This is a genomic window from Streptomyces sp. NPDC001832 (genome assembly GCF_040297265.1).
Taxonomy (GTDB): domain Bacteria; phylum Actinomycetota; class Actinomycetes; order Streptomycetales; family Streptomycetaceae; genus Streptomyces.
In genome coordinates, this window is the sequence record NZ_JBEOYU010000014.1 from 1 (window position 1) to 16,125 (window position 16,125).

Here is a 16,125-nt window from a genome sequence, read left to right on the forward strand (position 1 = left end):
CCTGGCCAACAGCAAACACGGCCGGTACGTTCTCGCCTCCAAGGTCGCCTTCGCGCACCGCGGGGACGAGTGGCGCGACCGCACCGAGGCCAACCGTGCTGTCGCCTACCGCATCCACTATCACGTCGAGCGGGGCCGCTGGTACCTCACCGCTTCGTGGATCAGGCCCGTCGTCCAGACGATGCCGCTGGCCACCGCCTGCGCCCAGGGCATGGTCGGCGTCGACACGAACGCCGACCACTTCGCCGCCTACCGGCTCGACCGGCACGGCAACCCGGTCGGCGACCCGCGCCGCTTCCCCTACGACCTGTCCGGCACCGCCGACCACCGCGACGCCCAGATCCGGCACGCCCTCACCCGCCTGCTGCACTGGACCAAGCAGACCGGCGCACAGCCGATCGGCATCGAGAACCTGGACTTCTCCGCCGAGAAGACCCGTGAGAAGCACGGCCGCAAGAAGCGTTTCCGGCAACTCATCTCCGGTATGCCCACCGGCAAGCTCAAGGCCCGCATCGTCTCCATGGCCGCCGAACACGGCATCGCCGTCGTCGCCGTCGACCCGGCATACACCTCGATGTGGGGCGACCAGCACTGGCGCAAGCCCCTGAACAGCAAGACTCGCACCATGACTCGCCATGACGCCGCCTCGGTGGCCATCGGCAGGCGCGCCCTCGGGCACCCGATCCGGCGAAGGACGGCACCGCCCCGGCATCACCAGAGTGATGGTGCCGGGCATCGGACCGTCCAGGCCGATCATGGTGACCGAGGGCGTGAGGAATCCCGCCGCCCCGTCGCGGAGCGTGCACACGATGCGCGTTGCCGGACAGGGACAACGAGAACGCGGGGGACCAGCGCACCCAAAACCGTTCGGGATGCGCGCAGTTCCGGGACGTGGACACAAGACTCACTCCTGGACACTGTTTAGGAACGGTTCTGGCCCGGTCCGCCCGGTGCGTAACCCGGCTGTCCCTGCCCCTGCCACTGTCCCTGCGCCTGCCCGAACGGATTTCCGTCCTGCGAGGCGGCGTGCTGCGCCAGCAGCTGTTCGGCCTGCTCCTTGGGGATCTGCTGCTCCCCGCCGCAGAACGTGCACTGCGTCGCGAACTTCGTCGAGAACGGGAACAGCGGCACGAAGAACAGCGTGAACTTGGTGACCCGCTTGCGCAGCGTGTGCGCGGCCGGATTGCCGCACCAGCCGCAGACCATCGTCAGGATGGCCAGTTGGTACAGATAACCCCGCGTACCGAAAATGATCATGTTGTGGGTTCCTTCCCCGTATTGCCCAAAAGCGCCTGCCGGCAGAGCGCCAGCAGCTTTTCGTCCTCGTACGTGTCGTGGCTGCCGTATCCACCGTCCACCGCGTTGTGACGGCGTACGGAGGCGAGTTCGGCGCGCAGCACATGTGCCGCGTCCGACCCTGCACCAGCCACACCCATCCGCGCCAGACATTCCGCCACCCGGACCCGGGCATGGCGGTTCTTCTCCCAGGCAGCCAGGAGCACCGGCACGGACTCCTCGGCCCGTCCGGACACGTCGAACAGCGCGATCGCCGCATCCACCCGCAGCCACAGCTCCTCGTGCCCGAGCAGTGCGCGCAGCCGGGGCGCGGTCACCGCCGCCCGCGTCCCGAGCCTGCCCAGCGCGTTGACCGCCAAGCGCAGCTCGTGGACACGCTCCGCCTGCAGGCCCTCGATCAGCACCGGCAGCACGGCGTCGGCATCCCCGTCGACCGCCCACAGAGCCTGGGCGGCCTCCGTTGCCGAGGTGTTCCCCGGGCGGCGCAGCAGCGCACGCAGCTCCGGTACGGCACTGTGCGCCGCGGGCCCGAACGAACCGAGCGCCCGCAGCGCCGCCGTACGCAGCCATTCGCCCCGGTACTCCGGCGCACCGCGCAGCACGCGCAGCACCTCCGGTATCGCCTCGTGTGCCCGCAGCGCGGTCAGCCCCGTGAGCAGCGGGCTCGCCCGGTCGTACGCCCCCTCGTCGAGCCGGACCTCACCCAGCCCGCGGCGCAGCGCAGCGGTCAGCGGGGCCGCTGCCGCCCCCAGACAGCCGATGGCGAACCCCACATCGTGCGGCACCTCGGGCCGCTCCAGCGCGGCGGCCAGCGCGGGCACGGCACGGGCATCGCCCAGCCTGGCCAGCGCCTTCACCGCACTGCCGAGAGCCGGAGGCCCGCTCGGCCAGTCCTGAACCCATGCGCCGGGGTCCGCCGCCACCCGCGCCGCCAGCGCATCGGCGGCGGGCGCGGCGAGGCCGAAAAGATCCTCCAGGACATGCGCTGCGGCCCCGGCCAGCCGTGGCTCAGGGGTGGCGAGCTGCTCTCCCACCAGCCGGACCAGCTCCTCGTACGAGCCGCGCCAGGCCTGGATCAGCCCGCTGCTCATCCGGAGCGCATCGATCCGCTGCTGGTGGTCGGGACTGCGCAGCTGATCCGTCAGCAGCGCCGTCCGCTCGGCGACCCGGTCGTCGAGCCCGACATGCAGCGTCCTCAGCAGGTCCGCCGTCCACGGGGCGGAACGCCCCGAAGTCTCCTGGTCGGACAGCGCCCGCAACTGCCCGACCAGGGTCACAGGCGCGGCCCGCTCCTCGACGGAAGGCTCCCCGGCCGCCTCCGAATGCGCGTCGACAGCCGCGACCGCCTCGACCGGACCGGCCTGCGCATCGACCGCGGGAGCCGTCTGGGCCCGACGCACGGGCACCGAGCGCAGCTGCCGCAGCAGCCCCGTCACCACCCGCACGACATCGCCCGGCAGGGCATCCGGTGCGCACCGCGCCAGCTGTGCCAGCGCGGCCAGTCGCAGCCCCGGCGGAAACCCCTCACCTGTCAGCCGGGTCAGCCAGGCGGCCGCCTGCCCGGCCAGCTCACGATGGCGCAGAGCCACCCGCCCGGCGGCCTCGACCAGGGCGAGCCGTACCTCCTCGGCCGGCTCCACCGGCAACCGCTCCCGCAACAGCGCGAGAACCCGCACCGGGTGGCTGTGGAGCGTGGCCAGTGCCAGGGGCGCGGAGAGCCGCACGCCCGGGTCCTCATCCGCCATCAGCTCGCAGAACGCCCCGGCGCCCGCGGTGACGGCGGTCGCCGCCATCGCGTAGTTCGCCGCGCCCTCGATCTCCTCCTCGTCGAGCTCGTCCTCGTCGTCCCCGTCCAGATCGATGCCGCCGATGCTGGTGAGCAGCTCGACGATGCTGCCCCGGTCCTGAATTCCCGGATCCACGACCAGCTCGAAGAGAAAGGGAATGCAAGCCAACGTGCAGGCGTACACATCGCCCTGGTGGTGGACGGCCCCGTACATGCCGTCCAGCGCCGCCTCGCGCTCCGCCGGATCGGCGGACGCGAGACCGCGCAGCATCACCGGCACATCATCGGCAGGCCCGTAGGCATGCTCCATCGAGGCCCAGTCGACCTCGTCGATCCCTGCGAACATGCCGTCGCCTCCCCACACGATTCCACGAAGCAGTGTCTGCGAGGAGTGTGCACCACGGCTCGGACGCTCCGCCCTCCGCATGCGGTCTTTTCCCTACGGACATGACAAGATCATCCGTCATGCGCCATGCGCTTCGGGGGCGAATTTCGGACGCGTCAACCAACCATTGGAATCAGCCCGTCCGGCGATCGAGGACAGCACGGCAGCCACCCCCACCCGGACCCCTGCCCGCCCTACCGCCCAGCAGTCGGCAACCGCCGAGCCCGGTCCGGATCGACGAGCGGCCCCAGCAGGTCTCCGTACCGCTCCAGCCGCGCCCCCATGTCACCGGCCAGGAAGACCAGCTTCCCCGGCGCCCCGCACTCCTCGATCTCCGCCCAGGTGACGGGCGCCGAGACGGTCGGTTCGGGCCGGGCGCGCAGCGTATAGGGCGTGGCGGTCGTCTTCGCCGCCGCATTCTGGCTGAAGTCGACGAACACCTTCCCCGGCCGCAGCGCCCGCGTCATCCGGTGCACGACCAGCTCCGGAAGGTCCTGCTCCGCCTCGACCGCGAGTCCTTTGGCGTACGCCGACACCCGATCGGCGGGGGTCGGCTCAATTGGTACGAGCAGATGCAGCCCCTTCGACCCCGAGGTCTTCCCGTACGCGAGCAACTCGTCCGCCGCCAGCCGTTCGCGCAGCCACAGCGCCACCGTGCAGCACTCCACCACGGTCGCGGGCGCGCCGGGATCCAGGTCGAACACCATCCGGTCGGCGATTCCGGGCGCGTCCGCCTGCCATTGCGGGGTGTGGAATTCCACCACCAGATTGGCCGCCCACATCAGCGAGGCGAGGTCCTGTACGACCACCTGTCTGGCCTGTTCGCCCTTATGGTGCGGCACGGCGGCGGTGCGTACCCAGGACGGCGTACCCGGCGGCGGATTCTTGGTGAAGAAGCGCTGCCCGCCCGGCCCGTCCGGATAGCGCAGGAAGGAGACGGGCCGGTTGCGTAGATGCGTGAGCAGGGCCCCCGCCGCGGTGGCCGCGTAGTAGTGGAGCACCTCGCCCTTGGTGGTTCCGGTGGCCGGATACAGCACCTTGTCGAGATTGCTGAGCGCCAGCCGCCGCCCCTCCACCTCTGTGATAGGCGTCATACGATAACAATCACACGCTTTCTGTATGTATAGGCCTCTATACGGACGCAAGGGGTGAACAGTGCGGTCCATTTGGAACGGCGCCATCTCCTTCGGGCTGGTCAGCATCCCGATCAAGCTGGTCAACGCCACCGAGAACCATTCGGTCTCCTTCCGCCAGATCCACCTTGCCGACGGCGGACGGATCCGCTACCGGAAGGTCTGCGAGATCGACGAGCAGGAGGTCACCGCGACCGACATCGGCAAGGCGTACGAGGACGCCGACGGCTCGGTGATCCCGATCACCGACGAGGACCTCAGCTCCCTCCCGATCCCCACCGCCAAGACCATCGAGATCGTCGCCTTCGTGCCGGCCGACTCCATCGACCCGCTCCAGATGGACGCGGCGTACTACCTCTGTGCCAACGGGGTCCCGGCGGCCAAGCCGTACACCCTGCTGCGTGAGGCGCTGAAGCGGAGCAAGAAGGTCGCCGTGGCGAAATACGCGCTGCGCGGGCGCGAACGGCTCGGCATGCTGCGGGTGGTCGACGATGTGATCGCCATGCACGGTCTGCTCTGGCCGGACGAGATCCGCAGCCCCGAGGGTGTCGCCCCGGAGATCGAGGTCACGGTCCGCGACGCCGAACTCGACCTGGCCGACGCGCTGATGGCCACCCTCGGCGAGGTCGACATGGACTCGCTCCACGACGACTACCGCGAGGCGGTCGAGGAACTCATCGCGGCGAAGGCGGAGGGCCGGACCCTGGAGCCGGCGGGGGCGGACGTCTCGGGCGCCGGCAAGGTCATCGACCTGATCGCAGCGTTGGAGAACAGCGTCCGGGCCGCGAAGGAGGCCCGCGGCGAGGAGCCGGAGACCGCCGAGGAATCGGCAAACGCCTCCGTCGCCAAGGTTTCCTCGCTCACCGACCGCAAGAAGTCGGGCGGAACCGGAGCGAAGAAGAAGGCCACCGCGTCCGCCAACAAGACGGCCGCGAAGAAGTCGACGCCGAGCAGGACACCCGCCAAGAAGACCGCCGCACGGTCGACGGCGAAGTCGTCCGCCAAGACGACGGCGAAGAAGACCACCGCGAAGTCGGACACGAAGCCGAAGAAGGAGGCTGCTCGTCGCAAGCGCGCCTCGGCCTGAAATACGGATGATGGGGTGCACCCCCCGCCGACACCGTGCACGAGCCCGGGCCGCCGCACGGACACGCCGGCCCCCGGCCGAAGGTGCAGCGACCGGGGAAGCTGGACAAAGGCGGGCGCGGGCTCCTGCTCGTCGAGACCCTGACTCACCGTTGGGACGTGGACGAACAGACGTCACGCCGCAGCGGGCACCTTGGGCTTACGCAGAGTCAGATAGAGGGCCAGAGCCCAGCCCACAAGCGTCGCGCCGAATACAACGTTGATGACGAGGATCAACCACCGGTCCTTGTTGCTCCGGTTGAAGGCGATCAGCGACGGCAGAAGGTACAACGCCGCGCCGATCACTACGACGATCACGGTCAACACCGTTCCCATAACGGTCCTTTGCTCGAAGAATCGGGACCGGTAACTCTATATGGCCGGGGAGCTGAGGCTGCTGCGGCCGCGTCCCCTGTGCGGGCACAGGCTCGGCCTCCTCGTCCTGGTCTGAACCGGACCGGCAAAGACGCGACGGCGCGAAGGACCGAGCGCCCACAGGTTGCACGGTTACGCGCCTATGCTCACGGGATGGAGCAGAGCGAAGTGGTGAAGCGTGTCGTGGGAATCCTCACGGAGGCGGGCGAGATCCGCCGGCTCCTCGAAGAGAACGCGGACCGCGACTATGTGGAAACCGATCCGAGCGTGGTGACCGCGCTCCTGAACGAGACGATGCCCCGGATCTCGATCCCCGAGGACGCCTCGATCGAAGAGGTCGCGGCCCTGGTCGGCCGGGAGGTCGGCGGCGCGGTGGAGCAGCTGGTCGGCGCGTTCACCCTGGCCTTCGCCATGCTGGCCCAGGTGCACGACTCCGGGCAGACGGACGTGTCCTCCGCCGACGTGCTGCAGGACCTGGCGCTGCGAGCAGAGCAGATCGGCTCGGGCGGCCCGGAGGATGAGGACTCGTAGCCCCACACGCAGGCTGTCACCCGCGCGGCCACTGACGCCCGTCGACGCTCTCGATATCGCGGTTGAAGCGGCTGAGATGGGCGGCGAAATCGGCAACTTCCTCCGGCGTCCAGTCGGCCATCACCTTCAGCAGGCCGTTGACGTTCCGGGCCCGGTCGGCCTCCAGGCGGCGCTCGCCCTCGTGTGTGATGGCGAACTTGCGCGCGATGCCGCCTTCGGGGTCGGGTACGCGCTCGACCACCCCGGCACGCAGCATGGCGGCCGTCTGCCGATTGAGGGTCGAGGCATCGAGGCCGAAGGCGGCGCTGAGCTCGCCGATGGTCATCGGCCCCTGCGTCTGGATGCGGCTCAGCAGAAGATAGGCGCTGCGGTCGAGCCGATCGGTGCACCCTCGTGCGCGTGGCGTCAGCAGATGCATGTACCGCCCGAGCAGCATGGTCTCGAATTCGATCAAATCAACGGGCTTGTCCATGCGACTTCCTTCGACTCCCGGGCGGCCTCCCATTCCGCGAAGCCGCCTTGCAGCAGGTATACCACGTGCAATATGTGTCATACATACAAGATGTACGATGCACATCGCGTGTATCGCGCAACTCGGCCTGCGTGCCGGGACCACCAAGAGGGAGTGCCTGTGGACCGTTCCAAAGCCGAAACCCGCAGCGGCGGTGTTGTCGGCATCCTCGCCCTGGCGGGCATCGTGGCCGCGATCACGCAGACTCTCGTGGTGCCGCTGATCGGCGACCTGCCGAAGATCCTCGGCACCACCGCCTCGAACGCCTCGTGGGTCATCACGGCCACGCTGCTGGCGGCGGCCGTCGCGACCCCCGTGGCCGGACGCCTCGGCGACATGTACGGCAAGCGCCGCATGCTGCTGGTCTCCACGGTTCCGCTGATCGCGGGCTCCGTGATCTGCGCACTCTCGTCCTCCGTCGCCCCGATGATCATCGGGCGCGGCCTGCAGGGCGCGGGCATGGGCATGGTCCCCCTGGGGATCAGCCTGCTGCGCGACGTCGTGCCGCCGGAGCGGCTCGGATCCTCCATCGCGATCATGAGCGCGTCCATGGGTGTGGGAGGCGCACTCGGCCTGCCGTTCTCCGCCGCGATTGCCGAGAACGCGAGCTGGCGCGTGTTGTTCTGGGTCGTTGCCGCGCTGAGCCTGCTGATCTGCATCCTCATCTGGCGCCTGGTGCCCGCGGACCGTGTCACTGCCGACGCGGGCGGCTTCGATCTGCTCGGTGCGGTCGGTCTCGGCGCCGCGCTGGTCTCCCTGCTCCTTGCGGTCTCCAAGGGTGCCGACTGGGGCTGGTCGAGCGGCACCACGCTCGGCCTGTTCGCCGCGACGGTCGTGATACTGCTCGCCTGGGGCTGGTGGGAGTTGCGCAGCAGCGAGCCGCTGGTCGACCTGCGCGTGACCGCCCGCCCTCAGATCCTGATGACGAACGCGGCCTCGATCCTGGTCGGATTCGCCATGTACGCACAGTCCCTGGTGGTGCCTCAGCTGCTGCAGCTGCCCGAGGCCACCGGGTACGGTCTGGGACAGTCGATGCTGGCCATGGGCCTGTGGATGGCCCCGGCAGGGCTGATGATGATGGTGGTGTCGCCCATCGGCGCCAAGCTCTCCGCCGCCTACGGCCCCAAGGTCACCCTGGCGGTGGGCAGCCTCGTCATCGCCGTCGGCTACGGCATCTCCCTGCCGCTCCTTGGTTCCACCTGGGGGCTGTTGGTCGTGACCATCGTGGGCAGCTCGGGCATCGGCTTCGCGTACGGGGCGATGCCCGCCCTGATCATGGGCGCGGTGCCCCAGTCGGAGACCGCGTCGGCCAACAGCTTCAACACGCTGATGCGTTCGATCGGCAGCTCGGTGTCGGCCGCCGTGATCGGTGTGGTCCTGGCCCAGATGACCACGGAGTTCGGTGGTTACGTCCTGCCCTCCGAGAACGGTTTCCGTGCCGCCATGCTGATCGGCTGCGGGGTGGGTGTTGCGGCCGCGATCGTCGCGTTCCTCATCCCGGTCCGGCCGGCTTCCGCGCTAGACGCCGTCCCCGACTCGGCCCAGGCGCCGACGGAGGCCAAGGTCTGACCCACGGCCCCACGCGGCCACGCGGAGCCGAGGTCGCCTTGCGTCCTGCGAGCCCGCGGGCCGCGCCCGCGTCGGCGTCGGCGGCGCGGACCTGGCGGGCGGTGGAGAACGCCGGCGGGCGGCGTACGCCGACGCGGTGTCGGGGTACGCCGCCACGGAGTGGGACGAGTTGGGGGGCGCGGTCCCCTACTTCGGGTCGCGGTTGAACAGCGACTTGGACCAGACGTAGCCGAGCACGGCCAGCCCCAGGCACCAGGCCACGGCCAGCCACCCGTTGTTGCCGATCTCGCTGCCGAGCAGCAGGCCGCGCAGCGTCTCGATGGCCGGGGTGAACGGCTGGTACTCGGCGATCGGCTGGAACCAGCCCGGCATCGCGTCGACCGGCACGAAGGCGCTGGAGAGGAGCGGCAGGACCATCAGCGGCATCGCGCTGTTGCTGGCCGCCTCGGCGTTCGGGCTGGACAGGCCTATCCCGAACGCGATCCAGGTGAGCGCCAGGGAGACGAGCGCCAGCAGTCCGACCGCCAGGATCCACTCCAGGACGGTGGCATCCTTGGCCCGGAACCCGATGGCCGCGGCGACGGCCCCGACGAGCACCACGCTCATCACGCACTGGAGCACGCTGCCGACGACGTGCCCGATGAGCACCGAGCCGCGGTGGATCGCCATCGTGCGGAAGCGGGCGATGATGCCCTCGGTCATATCCGTGGCGACGGATACCGCGCTGCCGATCGTGGTGCCGCCGATGGTCAGCAGCAGGATGCCCGGGACGAGATAAGCGATGTACTCGGACCGGTCGGCATCGCCGTCCCCGATGCCGGCGCTCATCGCATCGCCGAAGATGTAGACGAACAGCAACAGCAGCATGACCGGCGTTAACAGCAGGTTCAGCGTCATGGACGGGTAGCGGCGCGCATGCAGCAGGTTGCGGCGCAGCATCGTGGACGAGTCGCGCACGGCAAGAGTGAGGGAGCTCATCGGACAGCCTCCTTGGGCTGCTTCGGCTGGTTCGGCTGGTTGGTGCTGCCGGTCAGGGCGAAGAACACGTCGTCGAGGTCGGGGGTGTGCACGGTCAGCTCGTCCGCCTGGATGCCGGCCGAGTCCAGCCAGTCGAGGATGGAGCGCAGCTCGCGCTGGCTGCCGTCGCTGGGGATCTGCAGTGCCAGCGCCTCGTCGATGGGGGTACCCCCTGCTCGAGCGAAGCCGAGAGCTTGGGGGAGGGTGACGTCGCGCAGAGCGGAGGCGGCGCTCTGGTACGCGGCCGGGTCGGAGAAGCGCAGCCGCACGTGTCCGCCGGGGATGAGCCGCTTCAGCTCTTCGGCGGTGCCCTCGGCGGCGATCTTGCCGTCGTTGAGCACGGCGATGCGGTCGGCGAGCTCGTCGGCCTCCTCCAGGTACTGGGTGGTGAGGAAGACGGTGACGCCGCCCGTGACGAGCTCGCGGATGATCTGCCACATGTTGTGGCGGGAGCGCGGGTCGAGGCCGGTGGTCGGCTCGTCGAGGAAAATGATCCGCGGGTTGCCGACGAGGGTCATGGCGATGTCGAGGCGGCGCTTCATGCCGCCGGAGTAGCTCTGGGCGGGCTTCTTTGCGGCCTCGGTGAGGTCGAACCGCTCCAGCAGCTCGGCGGCGACGCGCCGTCCCTCGCGCTTGGACAGGTGGTGCAGGTCCGCCATGAGGAGCATGTTCTCCTCGCCGGTGATCAGCCCGTCGACGGCGGAGAACTGCCCGGTGACGCCGATCGCTGCACGCACCCCGTCCGGTGACGTGGCGACGTCGTGGCCCGCGACCAGGGCCTGCCCGCCGTCGGCGGTGATGAGCGTGGACAGGATCTTCACGGCGGTGGTCTTGCCGGCGCCGTTGGGTCCGAGCAGTGCGAACACGGACCCGGCCGGGATATGCAGATCGATGCCGTCGAGGACGGTCTTGTCGCCGTACGACTTGCGCAGACCGGCGGTGGAGACGGCGGCCGACGTCGGGTGACCGTCGACACGCCTGGAGGTGGGCATGACAGAAGAAGGCATGGAGCCCTCCAATCGAAGGCTGAAGTGCGTGGGAGAGGGGGCCGGTTGAGGATGCGGCGCTCAGGCCTTGGCGCGACGGATGTCGATGTTGCCGTACCGGGTGCGGGCGCGGACCTTGACGGTGTCCTCGGTCTTCTCCGGGATCTCGGACGCGGTGAGGGTGTTGCGCACCTGGCCGGAGCCCGAGCTGACGTCGAGCCAGGCGGCCGTGCCCTCACGGACGCCGACCTCGATGGCGCCGTAGGAGGTCTCCAACTGGACGGTGCCGCCGGCCACTTCGCCCACGCGCAGGGCGCCGCGGGCGGTGGTGGCGGTGACCGAGTCCTCGGCGCGCCGGATCTCGATGTCGCCGTTGGCGCCGCTCACCCGCAGCTCGCCGGTTGCGGCGCCGACGGTCGTGGTGCCGTGCGAGTTCTTCAGGACGGCGGGGCCGTCGACGAGGCCGACGCGCAGGCTGCCGGAGCTGGTGGTGATCTCGGCCATGCCCTCGACCCGGTCCACGGTGATCGAGCCGTGCGACGCCTTCAGCTGGAGGGGGCCGGTGGTGTCGAGGCGGACGTCACCGGACGAGGTCTTCACGTGGACCTCGCCGAGTCGGCCCTCGCCGAGCACCTGGGTCCAGGCGCCGGTCATGTCGATGCGCGAGCCCGTGGGCAGTTCGACCGTCACGTCGACGGTGCCGGTGCGGCCGAACATATTGGACTTGGGCGTCCTGACGGTCAGTACGCCGCTCGCGTACGTGACCTCGGTCTGGTCGGCCGCCCGCACGTCCAGGTCCCGCTTCGGGTCGCGGGGCCGCACCTCGACGACGGTGTCGAGGCGGTCGCCCGCGGTGAACTGGATGGAACCGGCCTCCACGCGCGCGGTGACCGAGATCGGTTCGGGAGTGTCGAAAGAAGGCATGGCTGTCCCGTCCTCTTGGGTCTTCAGGACGTCCCTGCTGGTGGGACGTGGTGTGGGTGAAGTGGTGCGGGTGAAGGGTGAAGTGGTGCCGGCGGGGGCGCGGTCAGCGCACCCAGCCCGTGAAGCTCTGTCCGATGGTGCGGGTCTTCTCCGGCGTATGCGGCCGGGTACCGCCGTCGACCGCGGCCGACACGGCGCGCACCAGCCACGCGTTGACCGACAGGCCCTCGCGGTTCGCGGCCTCCTCGGCGCGGGCCTTGAGGCGGGCCGGCAGACGCAGGTTGACGCGGGCGGTGCCGCCCTCGTCGCCGTCGGCCGGGGCCGGGGTCCTGAACGGTTCGACAGTCGCGGCCGGCTCCGCGGGAGCTCCGCCGTCGGTGGGCGGCGGGGTCACCACGAAGTCGGGGTCGAGCCCGCGCAGCCGTACGTCGACCGAGCCGGGGGCGAGTTCGCGGGTGATCTCGTCCATCGCGGCGGAGAGCACGTTGAGCATGGTCAGCCGGGTCGCCGACTCCAGGGGAGCGGTAAGCCTCTCGGCCAGCTCGCGGGCTTCGTCGCCGCCGGCTTCGGCGGCCACCGCGAGTTCGCGGCGGAGGGTGTCGACATACGGGGTGAGGTCCATGGCGCCATCATGGCGCCATGGGTGTGCCACATGCAAGCCTAGGTGGCACCTTGCGTGGGCCGGGCTCCTGGGTGGTCGCTCTACCTGCGGAAATGTGAAGAGGGAGCCCCGAGTCATTGTGGCGCCATGCGTGCTCACGTGCTTTTGGGGGCTTGGAATGGCGCCGGATGGTGCCGGGGTGGTGCCAAGTGAGTTCGCCCGCGAAACGTGCGACCAACTGACGGTTGGTTGTGGTGGCGTAGTCGGCGACGGCGACGGCGACGGCGACGGCGACGGCGGCGTCGTGGTCGGGGAACTCGTCGACGACGTCCTGCGAGAACGGCAGTTTCTGGGATCGTGGGTGCCGCTACGTTGCGGCTCGACTTGTGCGCGAGGAGTTGGGCGGTATGGACGTCCTTGGGGTTGACGCCTGCGGTAAGCAGGGGTGGGTCGGGATCAGACTCACGGACGGCGCGTACGCGGGCAGCCTGGTGGATCCCCGGCTCGAGAGGCTGATCGAGCGCGCCGCCGAGGTGGATACGATCGCCGTGGACATGCCGTTGGGTCTGGTCGAGAAGGGCTGGCGCGCCGCAGATCTCGCGGCCAGGGCGCTGCTCGGGGTGCGGCGCAGCAGCGTTTTCCCCGTGGCGCCAAGAATGGCGTGGCAGGAGCAGGACTACAGGGCGGCCGCCGACCGGTGCCAGGAGCTCACCGGTAATCGGCTGAGCCGGCAGGCGTGGGCGCTGAGACCGAAGCTGCTTGAGGCGCGGGCGTGTTGGCTCGCCGATGAGCGGATCCACGAGGTGCACCCCGAGGTGTCCTTCTACGCCTTGGCCCACGGAGTGCCGCTGGCTTACGCCAAGAAGACCTGGCGCGGCCAGAACCTGCGCCGCTCCCTGCTGGCCGAGGCCGGCCTCGTGCTCCCGGACGAGCTTGGCGAGGCGGACCGCATTCCCGTGGACGACGTGCTCGACGCCGCTGTCGCGGCCTGGTCGGCGCACCGGATCGCGCTCGGGACAGCGAACCGGGTTCCCGAGACGCCCGAGTTGGATGCAGAAGGGCGCCTCGTCGAGATTCGATACTGATGCGTACGCTCCGGCGACGACCCCGATCCGCCCGGCCGCACCCGTCGCGTCCGCGCGCCCGCCCCGGCTCCCTGCGGCCCTCCTGCCTCCGCCGCCGTCCACCTCGGCCCCCGAGGAACTGCTCGCGGGCGCGGACCGGTTGCTCGGCCCACTCGCACTGTCGTCATACGCGTATTACGGTGCCTCCGTGGCAAAGGCGCGCATCACTATCAGCTTGGAGCAGGACCAGGCTGAACGCATTAGGCAGCACGCGGAACGGGCGGGCATGGACGTCTCGGCATACCTGGTGCATGCCGCAACGCGCCAGATGGCTGAGAGCGATGTCATAGAGGAACAGTTCGCCGAGGTGGACGCACTCATCGCCCGGGCGGAGCGGGCAGCGGACGGGCTGCCCGCCGAACCCGCCCCGGAACCGGCCGCGGAACTGACGGAGCAGGAACGCCGCGAGGTCGAGGAAGCCCTGGGTCTCGTCCAGGGCCGGGACCGGCAAGGCCATCGTCCGGGACAGCCGCGTGAGCGCACGGGTGCCGGTCTACGACACCGGCATGCTCATCGCACTCGCTGACCGCAAGGCGAAGGCGGTGGCTCTCCACGAGGGACCGCGTACGGTCCCGCACCGGGCGCTGGTGCTCGGACCGGTCCTCGCCCAGGTGTGGCGCCCCCAGCCGGCGCTGGTGCACGCCCTGTCCGGCGTCCTGAAGGATTGCACGGTCCCTCAGACCCGTACGTCCGAGCCACCCAGGCGTGAGACGAAGGCGGGCCGTTCGGAGTGTCTGGCCTGTGCGACGGGCCCGGACCTCGCGGACTGGCGGCGCATCGGCACCGCGCTGGGGCAGGCGGCCCTGCCGGCGAAGAAGCGGCCGGATGCTGTGGACGCCTGGGTGGCTCTGGCAGCGGCCCGGCACGGCAGCGCGGTGATCTTCACCACCGACCCCGGGGACATCCACGCCTACCTGACGGTCCTCGCGCCGACGGACGTGCACGTGGTTGCCATCTGACGAGCGACTGTCACGCGTGTTCGTCCGTCGTGCACGTCCGGACCGAGACCTCGCAGGCACACTCGGCCCAGACCGTCCTACCGCCGGGCGGGCACGGCTCGACGCCCCAGCGGTCGGGGGCACTGCGGAAGGCCGTCGAAGTACGTGACACGGGGTATGAGCTCACCGAGCGGGGAAGGTGAGCCGCAGAACGATCTCGCCGTCGTCGATCTCCCCGGTGGGCTCGAACCCGAACTTCTGGTAGAAGGGCCACGGTTCGCCGTCGCCGGGCTCGTAGCTGGTCAGCAGCTCGGTGGCGTCGTCCGCGCGAACCAGGGCTTCGATCTGCGTGAGCGCCTCTCGGCCGATCCCTCGCCCCTGGTGCCGCTTGTCGACGAGGAAGCGCCAGATGAAGTGCCGCCCTTTGTAAGGACCAGCCGGCGGCTTCCACGACAGCATCACGAAGCCGACCGGCTCGTCGCCGCGGTACATGGCGCGGTACCAGGGATTGGCCTCCGGTTTCTTTGTCGCCTCCTTGAGCGACTTGGAGACGGAGGCGACGAACTGCTTCTGGTCACGTCGGACGCGGAGGGCACAAACGGCATCCCGGTTGTCGTCGGTGATCTCCCGCAGGTGCACGCCTGGGGACGTCATGCCACACCCCTTCCTGCATCCGGCAGCTGCGCCATCCGGGCCGACATGAAGAGCCGCTGCCGTGCGCAGTCCGCCGTGTGTACGCAATATCAAGGACGCCAGGTTGGACGTCTTCGCAGCGTATTCGACGCAGCGGAACTGGAGCGGGACTGGCACGCCGGGCTGTGTCCGCGTCCGAGGTAGCTGCTTTGACCTGGGCAGACGCTCCAAGACCCTGTCCAGACGGCGTCATAGGGTCGCTCAGGGCGGCACACGCCTGCACATACGCGATGACCTCGTCCTCAGCGTTCTCGCTGGTGGCGGGGCCTTTGGGTACCTTCTTCGAGGTTCCCCCGGCGGGGGAGGACCTAGTCGATCCGACAGTCCCTTCGAGGCTGGCTGGAGAGTGAGTGGCAGCGTTGGCGGAAAGCCTGAGTGTGTAAGTGAATCGGCTGGGCGGCAATGTCAACAACACCAAAGAACCCGGCAGCGCCGGACTTCACAAGGAAATCGTCGCATCTGCAAGCTAATACTCCAGCTGTAGATCGTGATCTTCATGTCTGGGATGCGGCTTGTCGTCGGTAATGGCTGGTGCGGGAGCGGGCTTGGTGGCGGCGTCGCCAGTCGGACCAGCCGAGCCGGTGGGCTGCGTGGTGGACCGGCTGGACGACGAGCGTGATGAACAGGCGCTGGATTTCGTTGCAGGACAGCGCAACCAGGTCGGCAGGTCCGGGACGGCGGGTGTGTTCGTCGGCACGGACGACGGCGAGGAAGGCATGGGCGAGCATGGCGAGGGTGCCCCAGCGGGTCCAGGAGGGGTAGCTGCGGACCTGGTGCTCATCGAGCCCGGTCAGCCCCTTCTCACTCTGGAAGGTTTCCTCCACCCGCCATCTGGATCCGGCGACCCGCACCAGTTCGGCCGGCGGCACCGGCCGGGGTGAGAAGCAGCGGTAGTAGGCGAGTTCGCCGGTGGTGCGGTTGCGGCGGATCAGCAGCTGGTGGTGGCCCGGTGCCGCTTCGGCGAGGTCGATGACCGCCCAGTCGTAGAAGCGGTGCCCCTTCGCGCCGCGTTCAGCCCCCTCCCGGTGGCTCCTTCGTCGTCACCGGACTGAGAGAAGCCCCGCTGGGCCGCCGGTGTCCCGGGCGGCTGCTCCTGCGGGACTGGTCGTGCGCACGGCGCTGGCCTGCACA

17 protein-coding genes and 1 pseudogene are annotated in these 16,125 nt (G+C 69.6%); 7 read left to right on the forward strand and 11 right to left on the reverse strand.

What is annotated here, in order from left to right:
* On the forward strand, positions 1-925 hold a 925-nt coding region (locus ABT115_RS13855), incomplete at its 5' end, for an IS200/IS605 family accessory protein TnpB-related protein (RefSeq protein WP_351788238.1).
* Here ABT115_RS13855 and ABT115_RS13860 read toward each other — a convergent pair.
* The 3 genes from ABT115_RS13860 to ligD all read right to left on the reverse strand — a co-directional run bounded on the left by ABT115_RS13860 (position 922) and on the right by ligD (position 4,561).
* Positions 922-1,257 (reverse strand): zinc ribbon domain-containing protein, encoded by a 336-nt coding sequence (locus ABT115_RS13860; protein ID WP_351788240.1) that lies wholly within the window; start codon positions 1,255-1,257, stop codon positions 922-924. The genes ABT115_RS13855 and ABT115_RS13860 overlap by 4 nt on opposite strands.
* On the reverse strand, positions 1,254-3,428 hold the full coding sequence (locus tag ABT115_RS13865; RefSeq protein ID WP_351788243.1) for a HEAT repeat domain-containing protein: 2,175 nt from the start codon (positions 3,426-3,428) through the stop codon (positions 1,254-1,256). Before ABT115_RS13865 ends, ABT115_RS13860 begins: the two co-directional genes overlap by 4 nt.
* Before the next feature lie 233 nt (positions 3,429-3,661).
* Positions 3,662-4,561 carry a non-homologous end-joining DNA ligase gene (gene ligD, locus ABT115_RS13870; RefSeq protein ID WP_351788245.1) on the reverse strand — a complete coding sequence of 300 codons (900 nt, stop codon included), beginning with the start codon at positions 4,559-4,561 and terminating at the stop codon, positions 3,662-3,664.
* 61 nt (positions 4,562-4,622) lie between these two features.
* Between ligD and ku the strand changes: the two genes are divergently transcribed.
* Positions 4,623-5,687 (forward strand): non-homologous end joining protein Ku, encoded by a 1,065-nt coding sequence (gene ku / locus ABT115_RS13875; protein WP_351788248.1) that lies wholly within the window; start codon positions 4,623-4,625, stop codon positions 5,685-5,687.
* 173 nt (positions 5,688-5,860) lie between these two features.
* On the opposite strand, the gene ABT115_RS13880 is transcribed toward ku, so the two are convergent.
* Positions 5,861-6,061: a superinfection immunity protein gene (locus ABT115_RS13880; protein ID WP_351788250.1), complete on the reverse strand. Its 201-nt coding sequence runs from the start codon at positions 6,059-6,061 to the stop codon at positions 5,861-5,863.
* Between the two features lie 192 nt (positions 6,062-6,253).
* Between ABT115_RS13880 and ABT115_RS13885 the strand changes: the two genes are divergently transcribed.
* Entirely contained in the window at positions 6,254-6,631 is a 378-nt protein-coding gene (locus tag ABT115_RS13885; protein ID WP_351788253.1) for a hypothetical protein, read from the forward strand.
* 16 nt (positions 6,632-6,647) lie between these two features.
* On the opposite strand, the gene ABT115_RS13890 is transcribed toward ABT115_RS13885, so the two are convergent.
* A complete protein-coding gene (locus ABT115_RS13890; RefSeq protein ID WP_351788255.1) occupies positions 6,648-7,103 on the reverse strand; it encodes a MarR family winged helix-turn-helix transcriptional regulator in 456 nt (151 codons plus the stop codon).
* Positions 7,104-7,262: 159 nt separating this feature from the next.
* On the opposite strand from ABT115_RS13890, the gene ABT115_RS13895 reads away from it, so the two are divergent.
* Positions 7,263-8,711 (forward strand): MFS transporter, encoded by a 1,449-nt coding sequence (locus ABT115_RS13895; RefSeq protein WP_351788258.1) that lies wholly within the window; start codon positions 7,263-7,265, stop codon positions 8,709-8,711.
* A gap of 186 nt (positions 8,712-8,897) precedes the next feature.
* Here ABT115_RS13895 and ABT115_RS13900 read toward each other — a convergent pair whose 3' ends face one another.
* From ABT115_RS13900 to ABT115_RS13915, 4 genes are all read right to left on the reverse strand, one after another.
* On the reverse strand, positions 8,898-9,689 hold the full coding sequence (locus ABT115_RS13900; protein WP_351788261.1) for an ABC transporter permease: 792 nt from the start codon (positions 9,687-9,689) through the stop codon (positions 8,898-8,900).
* The gene (locus tag ABT115_RS13905; RefSeq protein WP_351788263.1) at positions 9,686-10,735 is read right to left on the reverse strand and encodes an ATP-binding cassette domain-containing protein; all 1,050 of its coding nucleotides are present in this window, start codon (positions 10,733-10,735) and stop codon (positions 9,686-9,688) included. The genes ABT115_RS13900 and ABT115_RS13905 overlap by 4 nt, the downstream gene beginning before the upstream one ends.
* 60 nt (positions 10,736-10,795) lie before the next feature.
* Positions 10,796-11,638, reverse strand: a complete 843-nt coding sequence (locus ABT115_RS13910; protein WP_351788265.1) for a DUF4097 family beta strand repeat-containing protein — start codon at positions 11,636-11,638, stop codon at positions 10,796-10,798.
* 103 nt (positions 11,639-11,741) lie between these two features.
* Positions 11,742-12,260, reverse strand: a complete 519-nt coding sequence (locus ABT115_RS13915) for a toxin-antitoxin system HicB family antitoxin (protein WP_351788267.1) — start codon at positions 12,258-12,260, stop codon at positions 11,742-11,744.
* A gap of 386 nt (positions 12,261-12,646) precedes the next feature.
* Between ABT115_RS13915 and ABT115_RS13920 the strand changes: the two genes are divergently transcribed.
* The 3 genes from ABT115_RS13920 to ABT115_RS13930 all read left to right on the forward strand — a co-directional run bounded on the left by ABT115_RS13920 (position 12,647) and on the right by ABT115_RS13930 (position 14,322).
* A complete protein-coding gene (locus ABT115_RS13920; protein ID WP_351788270.1) occupies positions 12,647-13,324 on the forward strand; it encodes a DUF429 domain-containing protein in 678 nt (225 codons plus the stop codon).
* Positions 13,325-13,511: 187 nt separating this feature from the next.
* Entirely contained in the window at positions 13,512-13,889 is a 378-nt protein-coding gene (locus ABT115_RS13925; RefSeq protein ID WP_351788273.1) for a plasmid mobilization protein, read from the forward strand.
* Positions 13,837-14,322 carry a PIN domain-containing protein gene (locus tag ABT115_RS13930; protein WP_351788276.1) on the forward strand — a complete coding sequence of 162 codons (486 nt, stop codon included), beginning with the start codon at positions 13,837-13,839 and terminating at the stop codon, positions 14,320-14,322. The genes ABT115_RS13925 and ABT115_RS13930 overlap by 53 nt, the downstream gene beginning before the upstream one ends.
* Positions 14,323-14,484: 162 nt before the next feature.
* Here ABT115_RS13930 and ABT115_RS13935 read toward each other — a convergent pair whose 3' ends face one another.
* Positions 14,485-14,955, reverse strand: a complete 471-nt coding sequence (locus ABT115_RS13935; protein WP_351788279.1) for a GNAT family N-acetyltransferase — start codon at positions 14,953-14,955, stop codon at positions 14,485-14,487.
* A 533-nt stretch (positions 14,956-15,488) separates the two neighbouring features.
* Positions 15,489-16,010, reverse strand: a pseudogene (locus ABT115_RS13940) (IS701 family transposase); the annotation flags it as partial.
* Positions 16,011-16,125: the final 115 nt, after the last annotated feature.